Origin of the sequence: Metabacillus litoralis, assembly GCF_020524045.1 — a bacterium.
Classification (GTDB): domain Bacteria; phylum Bacillota; class Bacilli; order Bacillales; family Bacillaceae; genus Metabacillus; species Metabacillus litoralis_C.
This window is the reverse complement of record NZ_JAIVKL010000004.1, coordinates 100743-120092: the sequence shown is the minus strand read 5'-3', so window position 1 is coordinate 120092 and position 19350 is coordinate 100743. Positions and strand designations below refer to the sequence as shown.

Below are 19350 nucleotides of genomic sequence, written 5' to 3'. Positions count from 1 at the left end.
TTAATAATGAGACAACAAAAAAGCATCCTGTTTATCGAAAGACGAATAAACTAGGATGCTTTTGAATGATAAAATTAAATACGAACATTGACTGTCTGTCACTTACTTCTGTTACTGAAACAATAAATTCAAAAAGCCATGTCCTTAACACGTCTGAAATTTATTCCTTTCAGCTAGCTTTATGTTCTAAACGAAGTTTATCAGCAACCATCGCAATAAATTCACTGTTTGTCGGTTTTGCTTTTGTCATACTTACTGTGTACCCAAATAAAGTTGAGATTGAATCAATATTTCCACGGCTCCAAGCAACTTCAATAGCATGACGAATTGCACGTTCAACACGGGAAGCTGTTGTGTTGTATTTTTTAGCGATATCAGGATAAAGCACTTTCGTGATTGAGCCTAATAGTTCAATATCATTGTAAACCATTGAAATAGCTTCACGTAAGTATAAATATCCTTTAATATGAGCTGGAACACCTATTTCATGGATGATACTTGTTATATTCGCATCTAGATTTCTACCTTTAGTTGGCGTTTCATGAGATCTCATACTTGAGTTAGCACGCTTAAGGATTGGCGCTGCATTTCCACTAACTTGACGGATATGACTCGCTAAACCTTCCATATCAAATGGCTTTAGAATAAAATATGCCGCTCCAAGATCTACAGCCTTCTTCGTTACATCTTCTTGACCGAAAGCTGTTAGCATAATTACATTCGGCTGAGGACGATCCAATTGTCTGATCTTCTCTAATACTCCTAACCCATCAAGATGTGGCATAATAATATCCAACACTAATACATCAGGTTCTTTCTCCTTTAACATCGTTAAACATTCTTGACCATTATATGCTACACCAAGAACTTCCATATCCTCTTGACTTGATAGATACTCTTCAAGTAAACCTACGAGTTCTCGGTTATCATCAACTACACATACTTTAATTTTATTCACAAATATTTCCTCCTCATTCCTAATTAGCACGAATGCACTTATGATTCCTATTATATATATATACGATTACGTTAACAATTTCGACATTTCTTCGAAAATTCCTTTAAATTTTTAAAAAAACTTTAAAAAATGAAGGAAAACATAGTTTTTCTCCATTATACTCCGTAATTCGACTAAATACACCATTTGACTTTTATATTAATATTAGTTTTGTCGAAAAATCTTTTCTTTCTTTTATTTTACCTAACATCACCTAAAATGGAAAGCAAAAATAATAAAAACTGTCAAGAAAACAGAATTTTCTTGACAGTTTTTATTTTAACTTACTTTTTGTTGTTGTTTGGAATAAATATCAATTCCAGCTTCATTTAGCATCCATTCAATATGAACACCATACCCGCTTGTTGGATCGTTTACAAAAACATGTGTAACAGCACCAATCACTTTACCATTTTGTATGATCGGGCTACCACTCATACCTTGAACAATACCACCAGTCTTATCCAAAAGTCGTTTATCCGTTATTTTTATAACCATACCTTTCGTCGCTGGAAACTTCTGTGGAACAGAACTGACAACTTCGACTTCAAATTCTTCCACCTTATCACTATCAACAACAGTTAAAATTTTTGCAGGTCCTTCTTTTACCTCATTTGATAGTGCGATCGGCATTGCTTTATCCATTACACCATTATTCATGTCTTGATTAAGCTCACCAAAAATTCCAAAGGCACTATTTCGTGTAATATTTCCAATGATTTTTCTGTCTTCCGAAAACCTAGCTAACTTTTCACCAGGATTTCCATTACTACCTTTTTCAATCGATGTAACTGTTGACCTTACTATTTGTCCATCCTCAACTACAATGGGCTTTTTAGTGTCCATATCTGAAATGACATGTCCAAGTGCTCCATATTTCTTTGATTTAGGATCGTAGAAAGTCATTGTTCCAATACCAGCTGCCGAATCCCTGATATATAAACCAATTCTAAAGGAGCGATCATTTTCATCTTTTAAAGGATATAATTTAGTTTTAATTTTTTCATCTTCTCTTTTTAATACTAAATCAAGTGGCTTTCCAGTTTTACCAGCATCCTGAATGTATGGTGTAACATCACTCATCTGTTCAATTTTTGTTCCATTGATGTTTGTAATGATGTCACCAACTTCTACACCTGCAATTTCACCTGGAGACTTTTTACCATCTGCTGTATTAATTTGGTGATGTCCTACCACCAATACGCCAAGACTATTTAGTTTTACACCTATTGATTGTCCACCTGGAATAACTTTAAAATCAGGTAAAACATCTACACCAACTTTTTTAACAGGAAAACCTGCAAGATCGAATACAACTTCTCCTTCTCCTGCCTTTTTCCCATGAACATCAAGTGTTTGACCATCACTATTTTTTTGAACTGTAAATGCCTCTGCTGTTTCTTGTGAAGCATTTACCGGAAATGAACTTTGTACACTTACATTTTGAGTTTCAAACACCTTAATATGATTCGGTATTTGAACGTATTCTCTTACTTCTTTCACAAAACCTAAACTTGTAAATAAAACAAGGAGAAGTACACCAATAATTTTTCTCATTTTATCTGTCTGCAAAAACCTTCACTCTCCTCGCTCCTACCCACACCACACTGTATATATGGCTACAGTTTTAATGTAGCCTTTTTAAGGCTTATTTATAACTTGAATAAGTAGAAATTTAAAGGATTTGTTGTAAGAATTAGGAGATCATTGACGATAAGTCAATAATTTTAGTTTACCCATAAAATGTTTGAATAAAATAGCTCTGTAAAATCATCAATTTTGTTGCATTTAATAAGTTTAAAGCAGTAATGGAATTTCTCCATTTTTACTTCAGTCATTTTTTGAATGATAAAAAGCCACCCAAAAATACTGGGTGACTTAAAAGACTTTCAATTTAACCTTTTGAGGTATGTGCAAGTGATAACAGTTCTTTGGCATGTTCCTTTGATAGTTCTGTTACTTCTACACCTGCTATCATACGACCAATTTCTTTTATCTTTTCTTCTTCTATTAAAGGCTTAACACTCGTCTTAGTTCGACCTGAAATCGTTTCTTTTGCAATATAAAGATGAGTATCTGCCATTGCAGCAACTTGGGGTAAATGTGTAATACACAAGACTTGGGATCCATTTGAAACCCGATAAATTTTTTCTGCAATCGCTTGAGCAACACGTCCACTTACTCCTGTATCAACCTCATCAAAAATAATTGAAGTTATCCCTTGATGCTGTGAAAAAATACTCTTCATCGCAAGCATAATACGAGAAAGCTCTCCACCTGAAGCAGTTTTACTTAATGATTTTAGAGGCTCACCAGGATTTGTAGAGATGAAAAATTCTATATCATCTGAACCATTTGCTGTATATTTAACCTGTTGCCCTGAGGATGTTTGTTTTGTAGAAATCTTCACATCAAAAGTAGTTTTTTCCATATAAAGTTCTTTCAATTCTTGATGGATTTCATCAATTAACACCTTGGCAAAATTTTTGCGAATATTTGAGACGTTTTTAGCTTCAATAGTTAAATCCTCTAAAATAGAGTCCAATTCTTTTTGTAGTTTGTATAAATGACTATCTTTATTTTTTATCGTATCAATTTCTTCTTCAATCTTTGCTGAATATGTTAATATCTCTTCAACAGTTTGACCATACTTTCGCTTTAAAGTATTGATTTCATTTAATCTACTTTCAACGGTATTCAATCGTTCTGGATCAAACTCTAGAGATTCCAATTCATTTCTAACCTGATATGAAAGATCTTCAAGCATATAATAAGCATTCGAAATAGTCTCAGAAAGATCTTTTAATGTTTTATTTATATTACCGACATTTTCTAGATTACTCATAGCATGTCCAACCCAATCTAACCCTCGTTGTTCACCATGTAGAGCACTATAACTATTATTTAAGGATTCATACACTTTTTCATAATTCGAAATTTGATTTTTTTCCTCTTGAAGTAGCTCATCTTCTTTTGGCTGTAAATCTGCACCTTCAATTTCTTCTAATTGAAACTGTAAAAGATCTAATCTGTGTGCCATTTCTTGTTCATTTTCTGATAATTGAATTATTTTCTTTTGTAAGGAATCAAAGTTTCGATAAACATCAAAATAATTCTCAAGAGCTAGTTTTATCTTCTTACCTCCATATTGATCAAGAAGATGAATATGGTTTTCTTCGTTCATTAATTCTTGGTTATCATGCTGTCCATGAACATCAACAAGAAATTGCCCAACCTCTCGCAAGACCGCAATCGTAACTAATTTTCCATTTATCCGACAGATACTTTTACCGTTGGACGATAAATCTCGTCGTAAAATAATCATTCCGTCACTAACATCAATTCCAAATTCTTCACACTTACTATAAACAGGGTGTTTTTCATCCTCTATTAAGAAAAGAGCTTCTAATTCAGCACGTTTTTCACCATATCGAACAAACTCCGAAGAACCTCTAGCTCCAGCTAAAAGATGAATCGCATCAATAATAATTGATTTACCCGCACCTGTTTCTCCTGTTAATACTGTTAAACCTTTTTCAAATGAGACAGTCAATAACTCAATAATCGCAAAATTTTTAATAGATAATTCCGCTAACAAACAGAATCACACCTCTTATATATTTTGTATCTGCACTAGCCATTAGCTAATGCATTTAATAAATTTAAAAAATAATGTCTATATTATTTTATAGCATGTCTAGAAATCGTTGTGAAATCGAATCCGTGTCATCTGATGTACGACAAATAATTAAAATTGTGTCATCACCACAAATTGTTCCTAGCACTTCATCCCAATCAAGATTGTCGATAAGCGCACCGATAGCATTTGCATTACCAGGAAGTGTTTTCATCACCAGCATATGTCCTGCAGAATCTATCTTAACAAAGGCATCCATTAATGCACGTTTTAACTTTTGAAGTGGATTAAAGCGTTGATCAGCAGGTAAGCTATATTTATATCTTCCATCAATCATTGGAACCTTCACTAAGTGTAATTCTTTAATATCTCTAGAAACAGTTGCTTGTGTTACATTAAAGCCCATTCCCTTTAATAAATCAACTAATTCATCTTGTGTTTCAATATCATTATTTGTAATAATTTCACGGATTTTTATATGTCTTTGTCCTTTATTCACGTTAAGCACCCCTTTTGCAATGATGCACTATTGTTCATTCTTTGCATGTTTATACCTTACATCTTATATGAAAACCCATAAAAAGTACAGTTTTATTAAAAATTTCTACTTGAAAACTGCATAAAAACTATAATAAAACCTTGTTGTATAAAAATTAAAGAATGTGACTAAATAATTCATTTGCATGAATATACAGATAATTCCGTAAAAAAGGCAAGAATTGAGCTATAGCTACAATTCTTGCCTTTACATTTTATTTACTTTCTTTTAATTGAGCATGCGCCATATTAACAATCTCTTTAGCTGATTCAGAAATGTTGTTAACTCCTATATCTTTAGGACCTTCCCATAAAAGATGAAGAAGAAATTCAATATTTCCATCTCCTCCTGTAATAGGTGAGTAGGAAAGATTTTGAATATTATAGCCTTCCTTTAAAACGAAATCCATCATTTCTTTTAGTACATGCTCATGAACAGCAGGATCACGAACAATCCCTTTTTTACCGACAAACTCTCGACCAGCTTCAAATTGCGGTTTTATAAGAGCAACGATATGACTATGAGGTACTAAAATGGTTTTTAAAACAGGAAAAATTAATTTTAAAGAAATAAACGATACATCAATACTTGCAAATTCAGGCATACCTTTTTCAAAATCTTCTGGTTTAACATATCGAAAATTCGTTCGTTCCATCACGACAACTCTTTCATCTTGACGCAACTTCCAAGCAAGCTGATTATAGCCTACATCTAAAGCATATGAAAGCTTTGCTCCATTTTGAAGAGCACAATCTGTAAAACCACCTGTTGATGATCCAATATCAATCATCACTTTATTTTCTACATTTATTGTAAATTCATTTAGAGCTTTCTCAAGTTTCAATCCGCCTCGACTTACATATGGCAATGTTTTCCCTTTTACAGTTAAAAGAAGGTCCCGAGAAACTTTTTCACCAGGTTTCTCTAAACGTTCTTCATTTCCATATACTTGTCCAGCCATTATTGCACGCTTTGCTTTCTCACGTGTTTCAAACAAGCCATTTTCTACTAAAAGTATATCTAATCTTTCTTTTTTACTACTCATGATCTCATAACTCTTTTTTCTTGTTCAGGTAACATTTCTTTTAATTCCTTTACAACATTTTCTGTTGTCATACCGATTTCTTCTAGAAGCTTAGAAACACTGCCATGTTCAATAAATCGATCAGGAATGCCAATACGAGATATTGTTGAAGTTGCTTGTTGTTTTTGAGCGAATTCTAATACGGCACTTCCAAATCCACCCTGTAGAACTGCTTCTTCAATTGTTAAAACAGGAATTCCTTCAGCAAAAATATCAATCAACATACTTTCATCTAATGGTTTGATAAATCGTGCGTTAACTACTCTTATGGATTTGCCTTGCTCAGACATCAAGTCCGCTGCTTCCATTGCCATTTCTATTGTTGTACCAAATGTTAAAATGACTGCATCTTTGCCCTCTTTTAGCACTTCCCAAGAGCCAATTGGAATCTCTTTTAGATCTTCATCCATTTGCACACCTATACCATTACCACGAGCATATCTTAGTGCAATTGGTCCATCATTATATTTTATCGCTGTATTAACAAGATGCTGTCCTTCATTTTCGTCCTTCGCCATCATGATAACCATATTAGGGATATGTCTTAAAAAGGCAATATCAAATACACCTTGATGTGTTTCTCCATCCGCACCAACTAATCCAGATCGATCAATTCCAATAAAGACGTTTAAGTTTTGGCGACAGATGTCATGCACAACTTGATCATACGCTCGTTGTAGAAAAGTTGAATAAATAGCTAAGAATGGTTTCATATCTTGTGTAGCTAAACCTGCTGCAACTGTTGTTGCATGCTGCTCTGCTATACCAACATCAAACATTCTATCAGGAAATTCTTCCGCAAATCCTTCTAATTTAGAGCCAACAGGCATAGCAGGTGTGATTGCCACAATACGCTCGTCACTTCTTGCAAGTTTACGAACTGTTTCACTAACAACCTTACTCCAAGCTGGGCCAACGACAGTAGGCTTTACAAAATCACCCGTTTCAATTTTATAAGGACCTGTTCCATGCCAAGTTCCGATTGTATCTGTTTCAGCAGGCTGATAGCCCTTCCCTTTTTTCGTGATTACATGCAATAAAACTGGTCCTGATGTTTTTTTAGCATATTGAAGATTTTCAAATAAATCATCATAATCATGACCATCTACAGGTCCAAGATACGTAAAACCAAGTTCTTCAAAGAAAACACCTGACACTAATAAATATTTCAAACTATCCTTCACACGTTCTGCTGTTGAAGCTAGTTTTCCACCCACTGCAGGAATTCTTTTTAATAAGTATTCTAGCTCATCTTTAACCCAGTGATACTTACCTGCTGTACGTAATCGTCCTAGAACATTATGAAGAGCTCCAACATTAGGTGCGATCGACATTTCATTGTCGTTCAAAACAACAATAACGTCTTTCTTTTCGCTCCCTATATGGTTAAGTGCCTCGAGTGCCATACCACCAGTCAAAGCTCCATCACCGATAATTGGGATAACATGTTCTTGTGATTTTTTTAGATCTCTAGCTATAGCCATGCCCATCGCAGCTGATAAAGAAGTAGAGCTATGACCTGTTTCCCATACATCATGTTCACTTTCACAGCGTTTTGGAAAACCACATAATCCTTGGTATTGACGTAATGTATCAAATTGCCCAGCACGACCTGTCAGAATTTTGTGAACATATGATTGATGTCCTACATCCCATAGAAACTTATCTTTAGGACTATCAAATACTTTATGAAGAGCAATAGTTAATTCAACAACACCTAAATTAGGACCTATATGCCCACCAGTATCAGCTAGCTTTTCAATTAAAAATTGACGGATTTCGGCACTAAGTTTTTCTAATTCATGGTTTGATAATTTTTTTAAAAAACTTGGGTCTTTAATGGATAGAAGATCCAAATGGATCACTCACTTTCGATTCAGTTTGTTTCTTATAGTCAATTTATTTCATGTTATGTTTTTATTGTATCTATCTATTTTAACGTAAACCTCATTTATTTGAAAACGTTTTAGGGTACAAGCTGTCATTTTACTTATAAAAAGGCTCTTTTATGAACATTTCCATGTAGTATCCATTGAATTTTAAACAGACCTTTTTAGATTTTACAGTTCATTTACGTATAATAAAGAGGCCTATTAAAACGATAATCAAGCAAAAAAAATTTACCATAAAAACGTTATAATTACAATGTTTTATGTGAATACGAGTATTCATTTACAAGGATACACAAAAAACCGTTACCTATGGAAACGGTTAATCTCTTTTCTAATTGATTATTAATGATCTCTATTCGCGATTAATTCACAAATTTGAACGAGAATGTTTGACTGTACAGACAAATTTTCTAAAAGATCTTTCGCTTGGCTAATATGCTCTTCTAATTTAGCCTTTGCACCTGGCATCGTTAAAATTTTAGGGTATGTTGTTTTTTCGTTCAATGTATCAGATCCAACTGGTTTTCCTATTTTCTGTTCATTTCCTTCAATATCTAATATATCATCGCGAATTTGAAAAGCAATTCCTAGATGATAACCAAGTTTTCTTAGTTTCTCAATGTCTTCTTCAGGAGCATCAGCTAAAATTGCACCAGAGATAATGCTATATTGAAGCAACTTTCCTGTTTTATTTTCATGAACAGACTGAAGTTCATCAAGAGTTAAAACTGTATCTTCACCTTCCATGTCAGCAATTTGTCCGCCAACCATTCCTTCAGCGCCTGCGGCTTTTACAAGTTCTGAGACGAGTCGAAGTTTGTTTTCTACCGAACAGTACGGATCATTGACGATTAAAGAAAAGCTTTGTGTTAATAATCCGTCACCAGCTAAGACGGCAACAGCTTCTCCAAATACTTTATGATTTGTTGGTTTACCTCTTCGTAAATCATCATCATCCATACAAGGTAAATCATCATGGATGAGAGAATACGTATGAATCATTTCAATTGCACAAGCTGTTGCCATTCCTAATTCTTCACGTTTTCCATAAGTATGTAGTAAAGCAAGCACAAGAATCGGTCTTAACCGTTTGCCACCTGCGTTGAGTGAATAAAGCATAGCTTCTTTAATTGTGTTTGACGCCTCAAGCTCGTTAATATATTGAGGTAATTTAGCTTCAATTGTTTGTTTTCGGGATAGTAAAAAATCGCTCAGTTCAATCGTCACGACTTTTCTTCCTCCTGTAGTTCAAACGGCTTTAATTCACCATCTTCTCGCAAAATATAATCCATTTGTTTTTCAACATGTTGTAGCTTGTCGTGACAAAGCTTTGATAGCACCATTCCTTTTTGAAAATAGTCAATCGCTTTTTCTAAAGGCACATCACCTTCCTCAAGTTTACCAACAATTTCTTCAAGCTGCTGCATCGCTTGTTCAAATGAAACTTCTTCTTCTTTTAATTGCTTTTCTTTACTCATTAATTGTACGCTCCTCTATTCCCATTACTTGACAATCAAGCTGACCATCTTTTAGTTGAACCTTAAGTCTGTTACCTGATTGTACTTGGTTTATACTTTTTATGAGCTGTTCCTCTTGATACACAATGCTATATCCTCTATCCATAATTTTCAGTGGACTTAATGCATTAAGTTTATCAATTGTGGCTTTGAATTGCGAGTTTTTATGCGTGATAACAGATGACATTTCACGATTAAGTTTTTTAAGTAATGACATATATGCTTCGTTTGATCTTTTCACCTGATCAGATGGATGTTCATTACCCAAACGGTTTTTAAGAGCAACATAAGCATCCTTTTTATATGTAAAAGCTCTTTGACCTACTTTTTGGAGACGATCAACCATCATATCTAATTGTTGTTCTTTTTGTTGATATAGTTGTTTAGGATATCTAAATGCATAAGATTCTTGATAATGGGTTAGTTTTTCCTTATTTGAGGTGATTCTTTCTTGAATAGATCTTTTCAGTCTGTTTTTCCGTTCTGATAACCGATCTAATAATTCAGTAAAATGAGGAACAGCAAGCTCAGCAGCACCCGTTGGAGTCGGAGCACGTAAATCAGCAACAAAATCTGCAATTGTGAAGTCGGTTTCATGTCCAACTGCTGAAATGATTGGCACTTGAGAAGCAAATATTTCCCTAGCGACAATTTCTTCATTAAAAGCCCAAAGCTCTTCAATTGAGCCACCACCACGACCTACAATTAATACGTCTAATGTTCCTAATTCATTCGCTGTTTTTATCGCTTTAGCAACAGATGAACCCGCTTGTACCCCTTGAACCAATGCAGGAATTAATATAACCTTAGCCATAGGAAAACGGCGATTAATTGTGGTTAAAATATCTCGTATTGCTGCTCCTGTAGGTGATGTAATTACTCCAATTTGATTTGGATATTTAGGAATTGGCTTTTTATGAATAGAATCAAACAATCCTTCTTTTTGAAGATTTTTCTTTAATTCTTCATATGCCAAATACAAGCTACCAATACCATCTGGTTGCATTTCTTTCACATAAACCTGATAGCCACCACTTTGTTCATAGACTGAAATTTCTCCACGTAATAATACTTTCATTCCATTTTCAGGCTTAAATTTCAACGATTTATTAGATCCTGCAAACATCACACCTTGAATTCGTGCTTTTTCATCTTTCAGTGTAAAGTACATATGACCACGGCTATGTAAATTAAAATTAGATATTTCCCCTTTAATCCATATATCAGTTAAATGTGGATCAACATCAAATTTTCTTTTTATGTATTTTGTTAAGGCTGTAACAGTTACATATTTAATATCACTCATTTTACAACCTCCTTAAAATTAGACTAGAGGATCCTCATAGCAAATAGTCAGACATCACAACAAAAAGATATTTAGACCTTCAAGATAATAAAAAGGTGATATCTTTTTATGATTAAGTCAAACTATTCTTGAGTAATCCTCTTTTTAATTAATGGTTCTGTTAAACTTTGTTGTTGATTTCCGTTACAGGCATTCGCTTTCCGCGGGCGGTCCGGGAGCCTCCTCGTAAGCTGCGCGCCTGTGGGGTCTCCCTTTGACACGCTTCTCTAAGCAGGAGTCTCATGCCTTTCACTCCAATCAACTAAGTGCTAAAAATCAACATTAAGCTTTAACATAGCCTAACTAATTATTAAAAGTTATCTTAAAACAAATTGTACTTCAAGGTGCTATATTGCTTGAACAAAGGAAAAATTTATTTACCTTCTAGGAATCTCTTTGCTGATTGAACTGTATTATGAGCAAGCATCGTGATCGTCATTGGCCCTACCCCACCAGGAACTGGCGTTAAATAACTTGCTACTTCCTTTGCTTCATCAAAGACAACATCACCACATAGTTTACCTGTATCAAGTCTGTTAACACCTACATCAATAACAACTGCACCAGGCTTGATATCTTCACCTTTAATAAAGTTAGCTCGTCCAACAGCTGCAACCAAAATATCTGCATCTTTTGTATAAGATGAAAGATTCTGTGTTTTTGAATGACAATATGTAACAGTTGCATGCTCATTTAAGAGTAGTTGTCCCACTGGCTTCCCAACAATATTACTTCTTCCAACAACAACTACATTTTTACCAGAGATCTCAACTCCAACAGACTTAATCATTTCAACAATTCCTGCTGGTGTACATGGTAAGAATGTATCTTGTCCAGTCATCATACGTCCAATATTCACAGGATGGAATCCATCTACATCTTTTAGAGGTGAAATTGTCTCAACTACTGCAGTTTCGTCTATGTGAGCAGGTAATGGAAGTTGAACAAGTATCCCATGATATTCGTCATTATTGTTATAGCTTTCAATCACATCAAGTAATTCTTTTTCTGTCAATGACTCTGGATAATGCTCTAATTGAAAGCCAACACCAATTTCCTCTGCTGCTTTTTTCTTTCCTCTAATATAAGATAGTGATGCAGGATTGTCCCCTACTAAAATAACGACAAGCTTAGGTAGTAGACCACCCTCTTTTATTTGTTCTACTTCTTTTGCTAATTCGTTTCTTTTTGTTGTAGATAATTGTTTCCCATCAATTATTATTGCAGCCATTCCTAATTCCTCCTCGATACTAGTGATCAATTCTCTAGATTTTGTTTAATTTTAGAGAGAACACCATTGACGAATTTACTAGAATGATCATCACCAAACGCTTTAGCTAACTCAACAGCTTCATCTATTGTTACATTTTTCGGTACGTCTTCTTCATATTTTAATTCATAAGCAGCCATACGTAGAATCGTAATATCAATATTAGCTAACCGATCAATTGTCCAATTTTTCAAATGCGGTGTTATGAGTTCGTCTAATTCTTTTTCATGCTCAATAGAACCATACACAAGCTTATTCATAAATTCATCTTGAGCTATTTCTTCTAAAGCATGTTCAATTGCTTCGTTCGGATCTGTGTTGCTCACATTCACTTGAAATAACGCCTGAAGTGCCTTTTCTCTTGCTGTTCTTCGCTTCATTCTTTACTTGCTCCTTTAATGTTTAAAAATGTCGAAAATGTCATAATGTGATCATACCATATCTACCTTTTAGAATCATGCCGTAATTGTATTGTTTTAAAAGATTCCCAAATGTAAGGGCTTTTATTTCTGCTTTATTAACTTTGTTGTTGATTTACGTTATAGCATTCTCACCCCGCTGACAAAACAATACCTTTTCCCAAGCCATGAATATTGAAAAAGCCTATCAGTACCTTATGGCTTTTCATGACCATCTGATAAATCAAATTCTATTTAGAAACGTTCCCGAACCAACTATTAAATAATCTTAGATGATTAACCAAGTTCTATACTTACAAATCGACTTTTAGAAACTTGAGGCATAATTGATGATTCTAGGAACTATTTGTGTCTATATTTTCTTACATATTAAAAAAAGGCTTAGAGGAAGCTTCCTCTAAGCCTTTTTCATGTATTTACTACAATATAAAATCCTATATTTCAAAAACTCTTAATTAGAATCTGAGTTACATTTCTTGATCAATTTCAACATCCTGAGTTTTTGTTTCAAATTGCACACCTACAACATGAATGTTTACTTCATTTACCTCTAAAGCTGTCATATTAAGCAATGCTTGACGAATGTTGTCCTGAATTTTTTGTGCGACTGTTGGTATTGACACACCAAAAATCATTACACAATACACTTCAATGATAATTCCTTCTTCAGTCAGGTCAACCTTGACACCTTTACCATGGTTTTTCTTTCCAAGTCGCTCAACAACACCTGCTGCAAAATTACCTCTCATAGAAGCAACACCTTCAATTTCAGACGCAGCAATACCAGCAATTACTTCAATTACCTCTGGAGCGATCTCTACCTTGCCTAAACCGTTGTTTTCTTGATTCATTTCTAACAGATTATTTGTATCTTTCAAGGTCTTAGCACCTCCGTGTGTTTTTTACGATTCCATCACTTTATACAATTCAAGGAATTTCGTATTAAAATCCCCACTTACAAATTTTTCATGTTCTAAAAGTTTCAAATGGAATGGAATTGTTGTAGAAATACCTTCTATAACAAATTCACTTAGAGCACGTTTCATACGAGCAATTGCTTCTTCTCTTGTTGCACCATAAGTAATCAATTTTGCAATCATTGAATCATAGTATGGCGGAATCGAATATCCAGGATATACCGCTGAGTCTACTCTAACACCTAGACCGCCTGGCGGCAAGTACATCTCGATTTTCCCTGGAGAAGGCATAAAATTCTTTGCAGGATTTTCTGCATTTATACGACACTCCATTGACCATCCATTGAAAGTAACTTCATTTTGTGTAACAGACAATTTTTCTCCAGAAGCTACTTTAATTTGTTCCTTGATTAAATCAATTCCTGTTACCATTTCAGTTACAGGATGTTCTACTTGGATACGAGTATTCATTTCCATAAAGTAAAACTTCTTGTTCACATGATCAAAAATAAATTCAACAGTTCCTGCTCCAGTATAGGCAACTGCCTCAGCAGCCTTTACAGCAGCTTCTCCCATCTGTTCACGAATGCCTTGATCTAGTGCTGGAGATGGTGTTTCTTCAATTAGCTTTTGTAATCTTCTTTGAATTGAACAATCACGTTCACCTAAATGAATTGTATTTCCATGTGTATCTGCCATAACTTGAATTTCAACATGGCGGAAATCCTCAATATATTTTTCAATATACACACCAGGATTACCAAAAGCAGTAGCAGCTTCTTGTTGTGTGATTTGAATTCCTTTAACAAGAGCAGGTTCATCCACTGCAACACGGATACCTTTTCCACCGCCACCTGCTGTTGCTTTAATTATAACAGGATAGCCCATGTCATTGGCTAATTTTTTTGCATCCTCAACATCTTCAATAATTCCTTTTGAACCAGGGACAATCGGTACTCCTGCTTTGCGCATTGTTTCCCTTGCCACATCTTTTGTTCCCATTTTAGAAATTGCATCTGCACTAGGACCAACAAAAATGATATTACACTCACTACAAAGCTCTGCAAAATCACTATTTTCTGCTAAAAAACCATAGCCAGGGTGAATAGCATCACTTTCTGTTAACTTTGCTACACTTATAATATTGGTGAAATTTAAATAACTATCTTTTGAAGACTTCGGACCGATACAATAAGCTTCATCCGCTAATTGAACATGTAATGCATCTCGATCGGCTTCAGAAAAAACAGCTACCGTTTCAATATCTAGTTCTTTACATGCTCGAATAATTCGAACAGCTATTTCTCCTCTGTTGGCAATCAGTAATTTCTTTATCATTTTATAAGCTCCTTATTCAGGCTTTACTAAGAATAGAGGTTGACCATACTCGACAAGCTGTCCATTTTGTACAAGTATTTCAACAATCTCACCCTTCACTTCTGCTTCAATTTCATTAAATAACTTCATTGCTTCAACGATACAAACAACTGAATCATTTGTTACCTTTGACCCTACTTCAACATAGTCACTAACATCTGGTGAAGATGCAGCATAGAAAGTTCCTACCATAGGTGAAGTAATTTTATGTAAATTAGATGTATCAACACTTGCTTCAACTACTTCTTCTTGCTTTAACGCTTCGACAGCTGGTTGAGCAACAGGAGCAGTTGGTGTAACGGGTTGTGCTTGAATTGTATCAACTGCTGGTGCAGGTGAGCTACGCACAACTGTTTCTACTTCTTGTGTTTGTTTTTTCATTTTAATTTTTGTACCATCTTGATCAAATGAAAATTCGTTAATAGAAGATTGATCGATTAATTTAATGATCTCTCTTATTTCTTGTATTTTTAGCATGCTTAGGCACCCCTTCAATCATATAATCATGTATGTAATACACTACATGATTTTCTAAAAAATTATAATCTAGTACTAAAACTAAGTCTTATATTTCTATCTTACGATATTTCACTAAACAAATTCAACAACAATTGTACCTATTTTACACCTAATTGAAGGAATAACTGATTTATTTACTCAATTGCCTTTTAAAAAATAGATGTGAATTCAAACTTTCTGGTTATCAATAAGTTTTGCAAATGGTTGATTTGCGCTACAGGATGCTCGCTTTCCGCGGGGCGTGCGGTGAGCTTCCTCGGCGCACGCGCCTGTGGGATCTCACCTGTCCCTCTGCTCCTGCAAGAGTCTCGCACCTTCCGCTCCAATCAACCTAAATAGTTTTTCTGTTATAAAAAAGTAATATTAAAACAACCCTTATTTAAGTTTAAACATTATGGTGGAATGGAGCGGATGACATTTGACTCCTTCAGGTGAAGAGATAAGATAAAGACCCTAAAGGCGAAGCAGGCCTGATTTCTTCCCCGGAGAATTTTTGACTATATCGAAATGGGGATTTTTCTTCCTAACAATCTTTTAAGACAGCTAAGTTGATAAAAACAATATTTTAAAAGAGCAGATTTAAAGTTATCTAAAGACCATACCATACAAAAGGCCAATCCTAATTTATAGGATTGACCATTCGTCTTTAATCTATTACTGAGCAGGCTCAAATGTAACGATTACATCTTCCATGTTATCCATTTCTTCACTTACAAGAGCCATGATTTTGTTTGCAGAAGATTTGTCATGTTCTTTTGCTTTTATCGTAATTTTCACATTGTTCCCATCCGCTCTTACCAATGCATCTTCATACCCTTTTGATTTAATAAGCGTTTCAATGATGCTTTCTTTTTTCGCTGCATCTGTTAAAGCTTCCATTTCATCGTAAGCATCGCTTTTTTCATTTGGAGAAGCATCATTACTTGCTACAATTGTTTGTAACTGCTCTTTTAACTCATTACGTTGATCATCTAATTGTAAACGAAGTTCTGTAAATAACTCATCACTTGCATTTGTTACACTAGAAATAACTGTTCCATCTTCAAATTCTTCTGTTTGTACTTCACCCTCAGCTTCAGCTTCTTCACCTTTTTCAGCGCCTTCTTCTGTTCCTTCTTCAACACCCTCTTCAGCAGGCTTCTCTTCTTCTGCTTTTTCTTCTGATGTTGCAGCATCATTTGCCTGTTCCTCACCTGTCATTGCCATATTACCTGTTCCATCTTCTGGAGATGTTACATAATAAACGGATAGTACCACCACTAAACTTAGCATTGTTAATAACCAAACTGTTTGTTTTTTCAACATAATCTATTCATCCTCCTTCATTTTTTTCGATACTACTGCTACCCGATGACTAGAAACTCCTAACACTCGAGTAACGGATTCGATAATTGTTTTTTTTATATGAATGTTGTCAGCTCCAGCAGCAGAAATGAGGACTCCACGAATTTCCGGTTTTTTCATTTGAATAATAATGGGAGTCTGTTTTTCACCATCCTGAATAATGACAACTTGTTCATCAATTGATTGATCTTCTACTTCTCTTGTCCCGCCTTCACGGTCGGTTTCTTTTGTTACTTGGGTTTGATTGACTCTATTTTTTTCAATTACCTTCTGAGCAGTGGCATCAACATTCACTACGACAGAAACATCTCCAACACCTGAAATTGTTTCTAATACCTCTTTTAACTGATTTTCATATTCAGCTTCATAATCAGAGATGGAGCCTGAAGTTTCATTTTTTTCTTGCTTAAAGACCTCTGTACTTTCTTGTGATGAATTTGTTGAAGCGGTAGGTAGAGCATCTTGAGTTTGATTACTATCACTAGTAAACAAATTACTAACAAGCATGAAGGCAATACCTAGAATAAAAACAAGAATAAAATAATGATATTTTGATGGTTTCTTAGAATCTGACTGACCAAGTAATGATTTCAGCTTTTGTAATAGCGATTCCTTATTGCTCATCTAATGACTCCTCCCCCCTTTCCACTTGGAGTTTGATGACTTCTACTTCTACTTCCCAAATTTCTGCTAGTGCTGCTGCAATTTTTTCTGCATCCACTTCGTCTCCTAGATCTTCTTTTGGTATGACTTTTGTTGTATCAATTGAAACCGGCTTTACGGTATCAACTTCTGTGTTCTCTTCTACTTGACCCTGTTGATTCTTTTTCAACACCACCTGGATCTGTTGCAAATCTTTGTGAGACTGAATGTTTGCGACTTGATCTGATTCGGAAAGAAGGACCTTATCAATCATGACATCATATTTATCCACCAGCTCCTCGTCTGCCATTGTTTTCATTTGGACAGCCATCTGTTTTAAAATATATGCACGTTGTGAGGCTTGTATTTCTTTTTTTTGAAATTCTATTAAATTTTTTGTGTTTTCATTTTCAGAGGCTGATGTAATCGTAAATTCTGAGAGTACATCATTCATATCTTTAGAAAACAATTTAAATATAGGGTTGATAATTACGATAATAAGCAGTAAACTTATGACCATTTTTGCGTACTTTTGCATCGATGAATTTGGTAATAAAAGATCTATTACTACAGCTAGTAAAATAAATACGATAATATTGGTGATCCATTCAGTTAAAAATGACAAAGTAGATTCCCCCTATCGCATCATAATTGTCAAATTACCTGCTGCAATAATGACTGTTAAACTTAAGAAAAACATCAGTGAGACAATGGCTAATGCAGCAAAGATATAAATGACACTTTTACTGATAATATCTAAGCAAGCAATAACTGGCCCTCCACCAAGAGGTTGTAAAATAGATGCAGCAAATTTATAGATAAATGCTAGTGATAATACCTTTATTGCCGGAAAAGCTGCAATGAATAACAGCACAGCTACCCCTAAGACACCAACGGTATTTTTCAGTAATACGGAAGCACTTATGACTGTATCTGCCGCATCTGTAAACATCCTTCCTAACACTGGTATAAAGTTACCTGTAATGAATTTGGCCGTTCTTATTGTAATTCCATCTGTGATTGCTGCTGATGCTCCTTGCACAGAGATTACTCCAAGAAAAATGGTTAAAAATGACGCTAGTAAACCGATGCTAATGTTCCTAAGTAAACCTGCTAGCTGCGTTACTTTATATTGATCTGTTAACGTACTTACGATATATAAAAGAGCTGATAAAAAAAGTAAAGGTAACACAATATTTTGGATGAGTAATCCACTAGTGTTCATAAGGAAAATGATAACTGGATGGAAAAAAGCTGCAGAGGCAATACCACCTGCTGATGCCATTAATGCTAATAAAAGAGGTATTAACGCTAAGATGAAGTTTGTCATCGCATGAATTGCATCATTTGTATATTCAATCGCTACATGAAAGCTATTTAATGCAATAATTATTAACACCATATAAACAAGGGCATATGCTACCTTACTTACTGTGCTTTGGTTAAAAGCATTTTGCAATAATTGTAAAAGCATACTAAAGATTGTTAAAAGGATTAATGTCCCTAACAACTTTCCATTTGCGATTAGCTCATGAAATAAAAATTTCAGTAACGCTTTCATCCATTCTTGGAAGGATAATTCTTTTTCACCACTTAAAAACTGCAGCAAACTTCCCTTTTGACTTTCAGGTAAAAATCCACCATACTCTGTCATTACTTTATCCCAGTATATTTTGATATCATTAATATCAAGCTGTTCGACTTGTTCATTGACAAATGTATTTGGGTTAACAGCTTCTCCATTCGTCTCTGAATTTTCTACTTGCTGAGGTGTTGTGGAGGCTTGTACATCTATTGGATTTAGTAGAAAGATAGAAAGTAAAATAAAAAAAGAAAGTACTTTTTGCATTGC

At 34.6% G+C, this 19350-nt stretch carries 18 protein-coding genes; all 18 read right to left on the bottom strand.

The window, feature by feature from the left end:
• Positions 1 to 169: 169 nt before the first annotated feature.
• Positions 170 to 958 carry a sporulation transcription factor Spo0A gene (gene spo0A / locus LC076_RS08435; protein ID WP_226667624.1) on the bottom strand — a complete coding sequence of 263 codons (789 nt, stop codon included), beginning with the start codon at positions 956 to 958 and terminating at the stop codon, positions 170 to 172.
• Between the two features lie 318 nt (positions 959 to 1276).
• Positions 1277 to 2554, bottom strand: a complete 1278-nt coding sequence (gene spoIVB, locus LC076_RS08430; RefSeq protein WP_226667733.1) for a SpoIVB peptidase — start codon at positions 2552 to 2554, stop codon at positions 1277 to 1279.
• Positions 2555 to 2891: 337 nt separating this feature from the next.
• Complete coding sequence (recN, locus tag LC076_RS08425; RefSeq protein WP_226667622.1) at positions 2892 to 4595, bottom strand: DNA repair protein RecN; 1704 nt, start codon at positions 4593 to 4595, stop codon at positions 2892 to 2894.
• Positions 4596 to 4683: 88 nt separating this feature from the next.
• Positions 4684 to 5133, bottom strand: coding sequence for a transcriptional regulator AhrC/ArgR (ahrC, locus tag LC076_RS08420; RefSeq protein ID WP_226667621.1), 450 nt, complete (start codon positions 5131 to 5133; stop codon positions 4684 to 4686).
• Between the two features lie 253 nt (positions 5134 to 5386).
• Positions 5387 to 6217 carry a TlyA family RNA methyltransferase gene (locus LC076_RS08415; RefSeq protein ID WP_226667619.1) on the bottom strand — a complete coding sequence of 277 codons (831 nt, stop codon included), beginning with the start codon at positions 6215 to 6217 and terminating at the stop codon, positions 5387 to 5389.
• Positions 6214 to 8112, bottom strand: a complete 1899-nt coding sequence (dxs, locus tag LC076_RS08410; protein WP_226667618.1) for a 1-deoxy-D-xylulose-5-phosphate synthase — start codon at positions 8110 to 8112, stop codon at positions 6214 to 6216. Before dxs ends, LC076_RS08415 begins: the two co-directional genes overlap by 4 nt.
• Positions 8113 to 8490: 378 nt before the next feature.
• A complete protein-coding gene (locus LC076_RS08405; protein WP_226667616.1) occupies positions 8491 to 9375 on the bottom strand; it encodes a polyprenyl synthetase family protein in 885 nt (294 codons plus the stop codon).
• Positions 9372 to 9626 carry an exodeoxyribonuclease VII small subunit gene (locus LC076_RS08400; protein ID WP_226667614.1) on the bottom strand — a complete coding sequence of 85 codons (255 nt, stop codon included), beginning with the start codon at positions 9624 to 9626 and terminating at the stop codon, positions 9372 to 9374. The genes LC076_RS08405 and LC076_RS08400 overlap by 4 nt, the downstream gene beginning before the upstream one ends.
• On the bottom strand, positions 9619 to 10971 hold the full coding sequence (gene xseA / locus LC076_RS08395; RefSeq protein ID WP_226667611.1) for an exodeoxyribonuclease VII large subunit: 1353 nt from the start codon (positions 10969 to 10971) through the stop codon (positions 9619 to 9621). Before xseA ends, LC076_RS08400 begins: the two co-directional genes overlap by 8 nt.
• Before the next feature lie 412 nt (positions 10972 to 11383).
• Positions 11384 to 12241, bottom strand: a complete 858-nt coding sequence (gene folD, locus LC076_RS08390; RefSeq protein ID WP_226667609.1) for a bifunctional methylenetetrahydrofolate dehydrogenase/methenyltetrahydrofolate cyclohydrolase FolD — start codon at positions 12239 to 12241, stop codon at positions 11384 to 11386.
• Positions 12242 to 12267: 26 nt separating this feature from the next.
• A complete protein-coding gene (nusB, locus tag LC076_RS08385; protein WP_226667608.1) occupies positions 12268 to 12660 on the bottom strand; it encodes a transcription antitermination factor NusB in 393 nt (130 codons plus the stop codon).
• Between the two features lie 506 nt (positions 12661 to 13166).
• Positions 13167 to 13577, bottom strand: a complete 411-nt coding sequence (locus LC076_RS08380; RefSeq protein WP_226667606.1) for an Asp23/Gls24 family envelope stress response protein — start codon at positions 13575 to 13577, stop codon at positions 13167 to 13169.
• A gap of 24 nt (positions 13578 to 13601) precedes the next feature.
• Positions 13602 to 14954, bottom strand: coding sequence for an acetyl-CoA carboxylase biotin carboxylase subunit (gene accC / locus LC076_RS08375; protein WP_226667605.1), 1353 nt, complete (start codon positions 14952 to 14954; stop codon positions 13602 to 13604).
• Between the two features lie 12 nt (positions 14955 to 14966).
• Entirely contained in the window at positions 14967 to 15470 is a 504-nt protein-coding gene (gene accB, locus LC076_RS08370) for an acetyl-CoA carboxylase biotin carboxyl carrier protein (RefSeq protein ID WP_226667603.1), read from the bottom strand.
• A 696-nt stretch (positions 15471 to 16166) separates the two neighbouring features.
• Positions 16167 to 16817: a SpoIIIAH-like family protein gene (locus LC076_RS08365; protein ID WP_226667601.1), complete on the bottom strand. Its 651-nt coding sequence runs from the start codon at positions 16815 to 16817 to the stop codon at positions 16167 to 16169.
• A 3-nt stretch (positions 16818 to 16820) separates the two neighbouring features.
• A complete protein-coding gene (gene spoIIIAG, locus LC076_RS08360; protein WP_226667599.1) occupies positions 16821 to 17480 on the bottom strand; it encodes a stage III sporulation protein AG in 660 nt (219 codons plus the stop codon).
• Positions 17470 to 18123, bottom strand: coding sequence for a stage III sporulation protein AF (gene spoIIIAF / locus LC076_RS08355; RefSeq protein WP_226667596.1), 654 nt, complete (start codon positions 18121 to 18123; stop codon positions 17470 to 17472). The genes spoIIIAG and spoIIIAF overlap by 11 nt, the downstream gene beginning before the upstream one ends.
• A gap of 12 nt (positions 18124 to 18135) precedes the next feature.
• Positions 18136 to 19347 carry a stage III sporulation protein AE gene (gene spoIIIAE / locus LC076_RS08350; RefSeq protein ID WP_226667594.1) on the bottom strand — a complete coding sequence of 404 codons (1212 nt, stop codon included), beginning with the start codon at positions 19345 to 19347 and terminating at the stop codon, positions 18136 to 18138.
• Positions 19348 to 19350: the final 3 nt, after the last annotated feature.

Coding starts and splice junctions, on each gene's coding strand:
- spoIIIAG (WP_226667599.1), bottom strand. CDS start 17,480: ATGAGCAATAAGGAATCGCTATTACAAAAGCTGAAATCATTACTTGGT.
- folD (WP_226667609.1), bottom strand. CDS start 12,241: ATGGCTGCAATAATAATTGATGGGAAACAATTATCTACAACAAAAAGA.
- LC076_RS08365 (WP_226667601.1), bottom strand. CDS start 16,817: ATGTTGAAAAAACAAACAGTTTGGTTATTAACAATGCTAAGTTTAGTG.
- LC076_RS08400 (WP_226667614.1), bottom strand. CDS start 9,626: ATGAGTAAAGAAAAGCAATTAAAAGAAGAAGAAGTTTCATTTGAACAA.
- spoIIIAE (WP_226667594.1), bottom strand. CDS start 19,347: ATGCAAAAAGTACTTTCTTTTTTTATTTTACTTTCTATCTTTCTACTA.
- accC (WP_226667605.1), bottom strand. CDS start 14,954: ATGATAAAGAAATTACTGATTGCCAACAGAGGAGAAATAGCTGTTCGA.
- LC076_RS08415 (WP_226667619.1), bottom strand. CDS start 6,217: ATGAGTAGTAAAAAAGAAAGATTAGATATACTTTTAGTAGAAAATGGC.
- nusB (WP_226667608.1), bottom strand. CDS start 12,660: ATGAAGCGAAGAACAGCAAGAGAAAAGGCACTTCAGGCGTTATTTCAA.
- accB (WP_226667603.1), bottom strand. CDS start 15,470: ATGCTAAAAATACAAGAAATAAGAGAGATCATTAAATTAATCGATCAA.
- xseA (WP_226667611.1), bottom strand. CDS start 10,971: ATGAGTGATATTAAATATGTAACTGTTACAGCCTTAACAAAATACATA.
- spoIVB (WP_226667733.1), bottom strand. CDS start 2,554: ATGAGAAAAATTATTGGTGTACTTCTCCTTGTTTTATTTACAAGTTTA.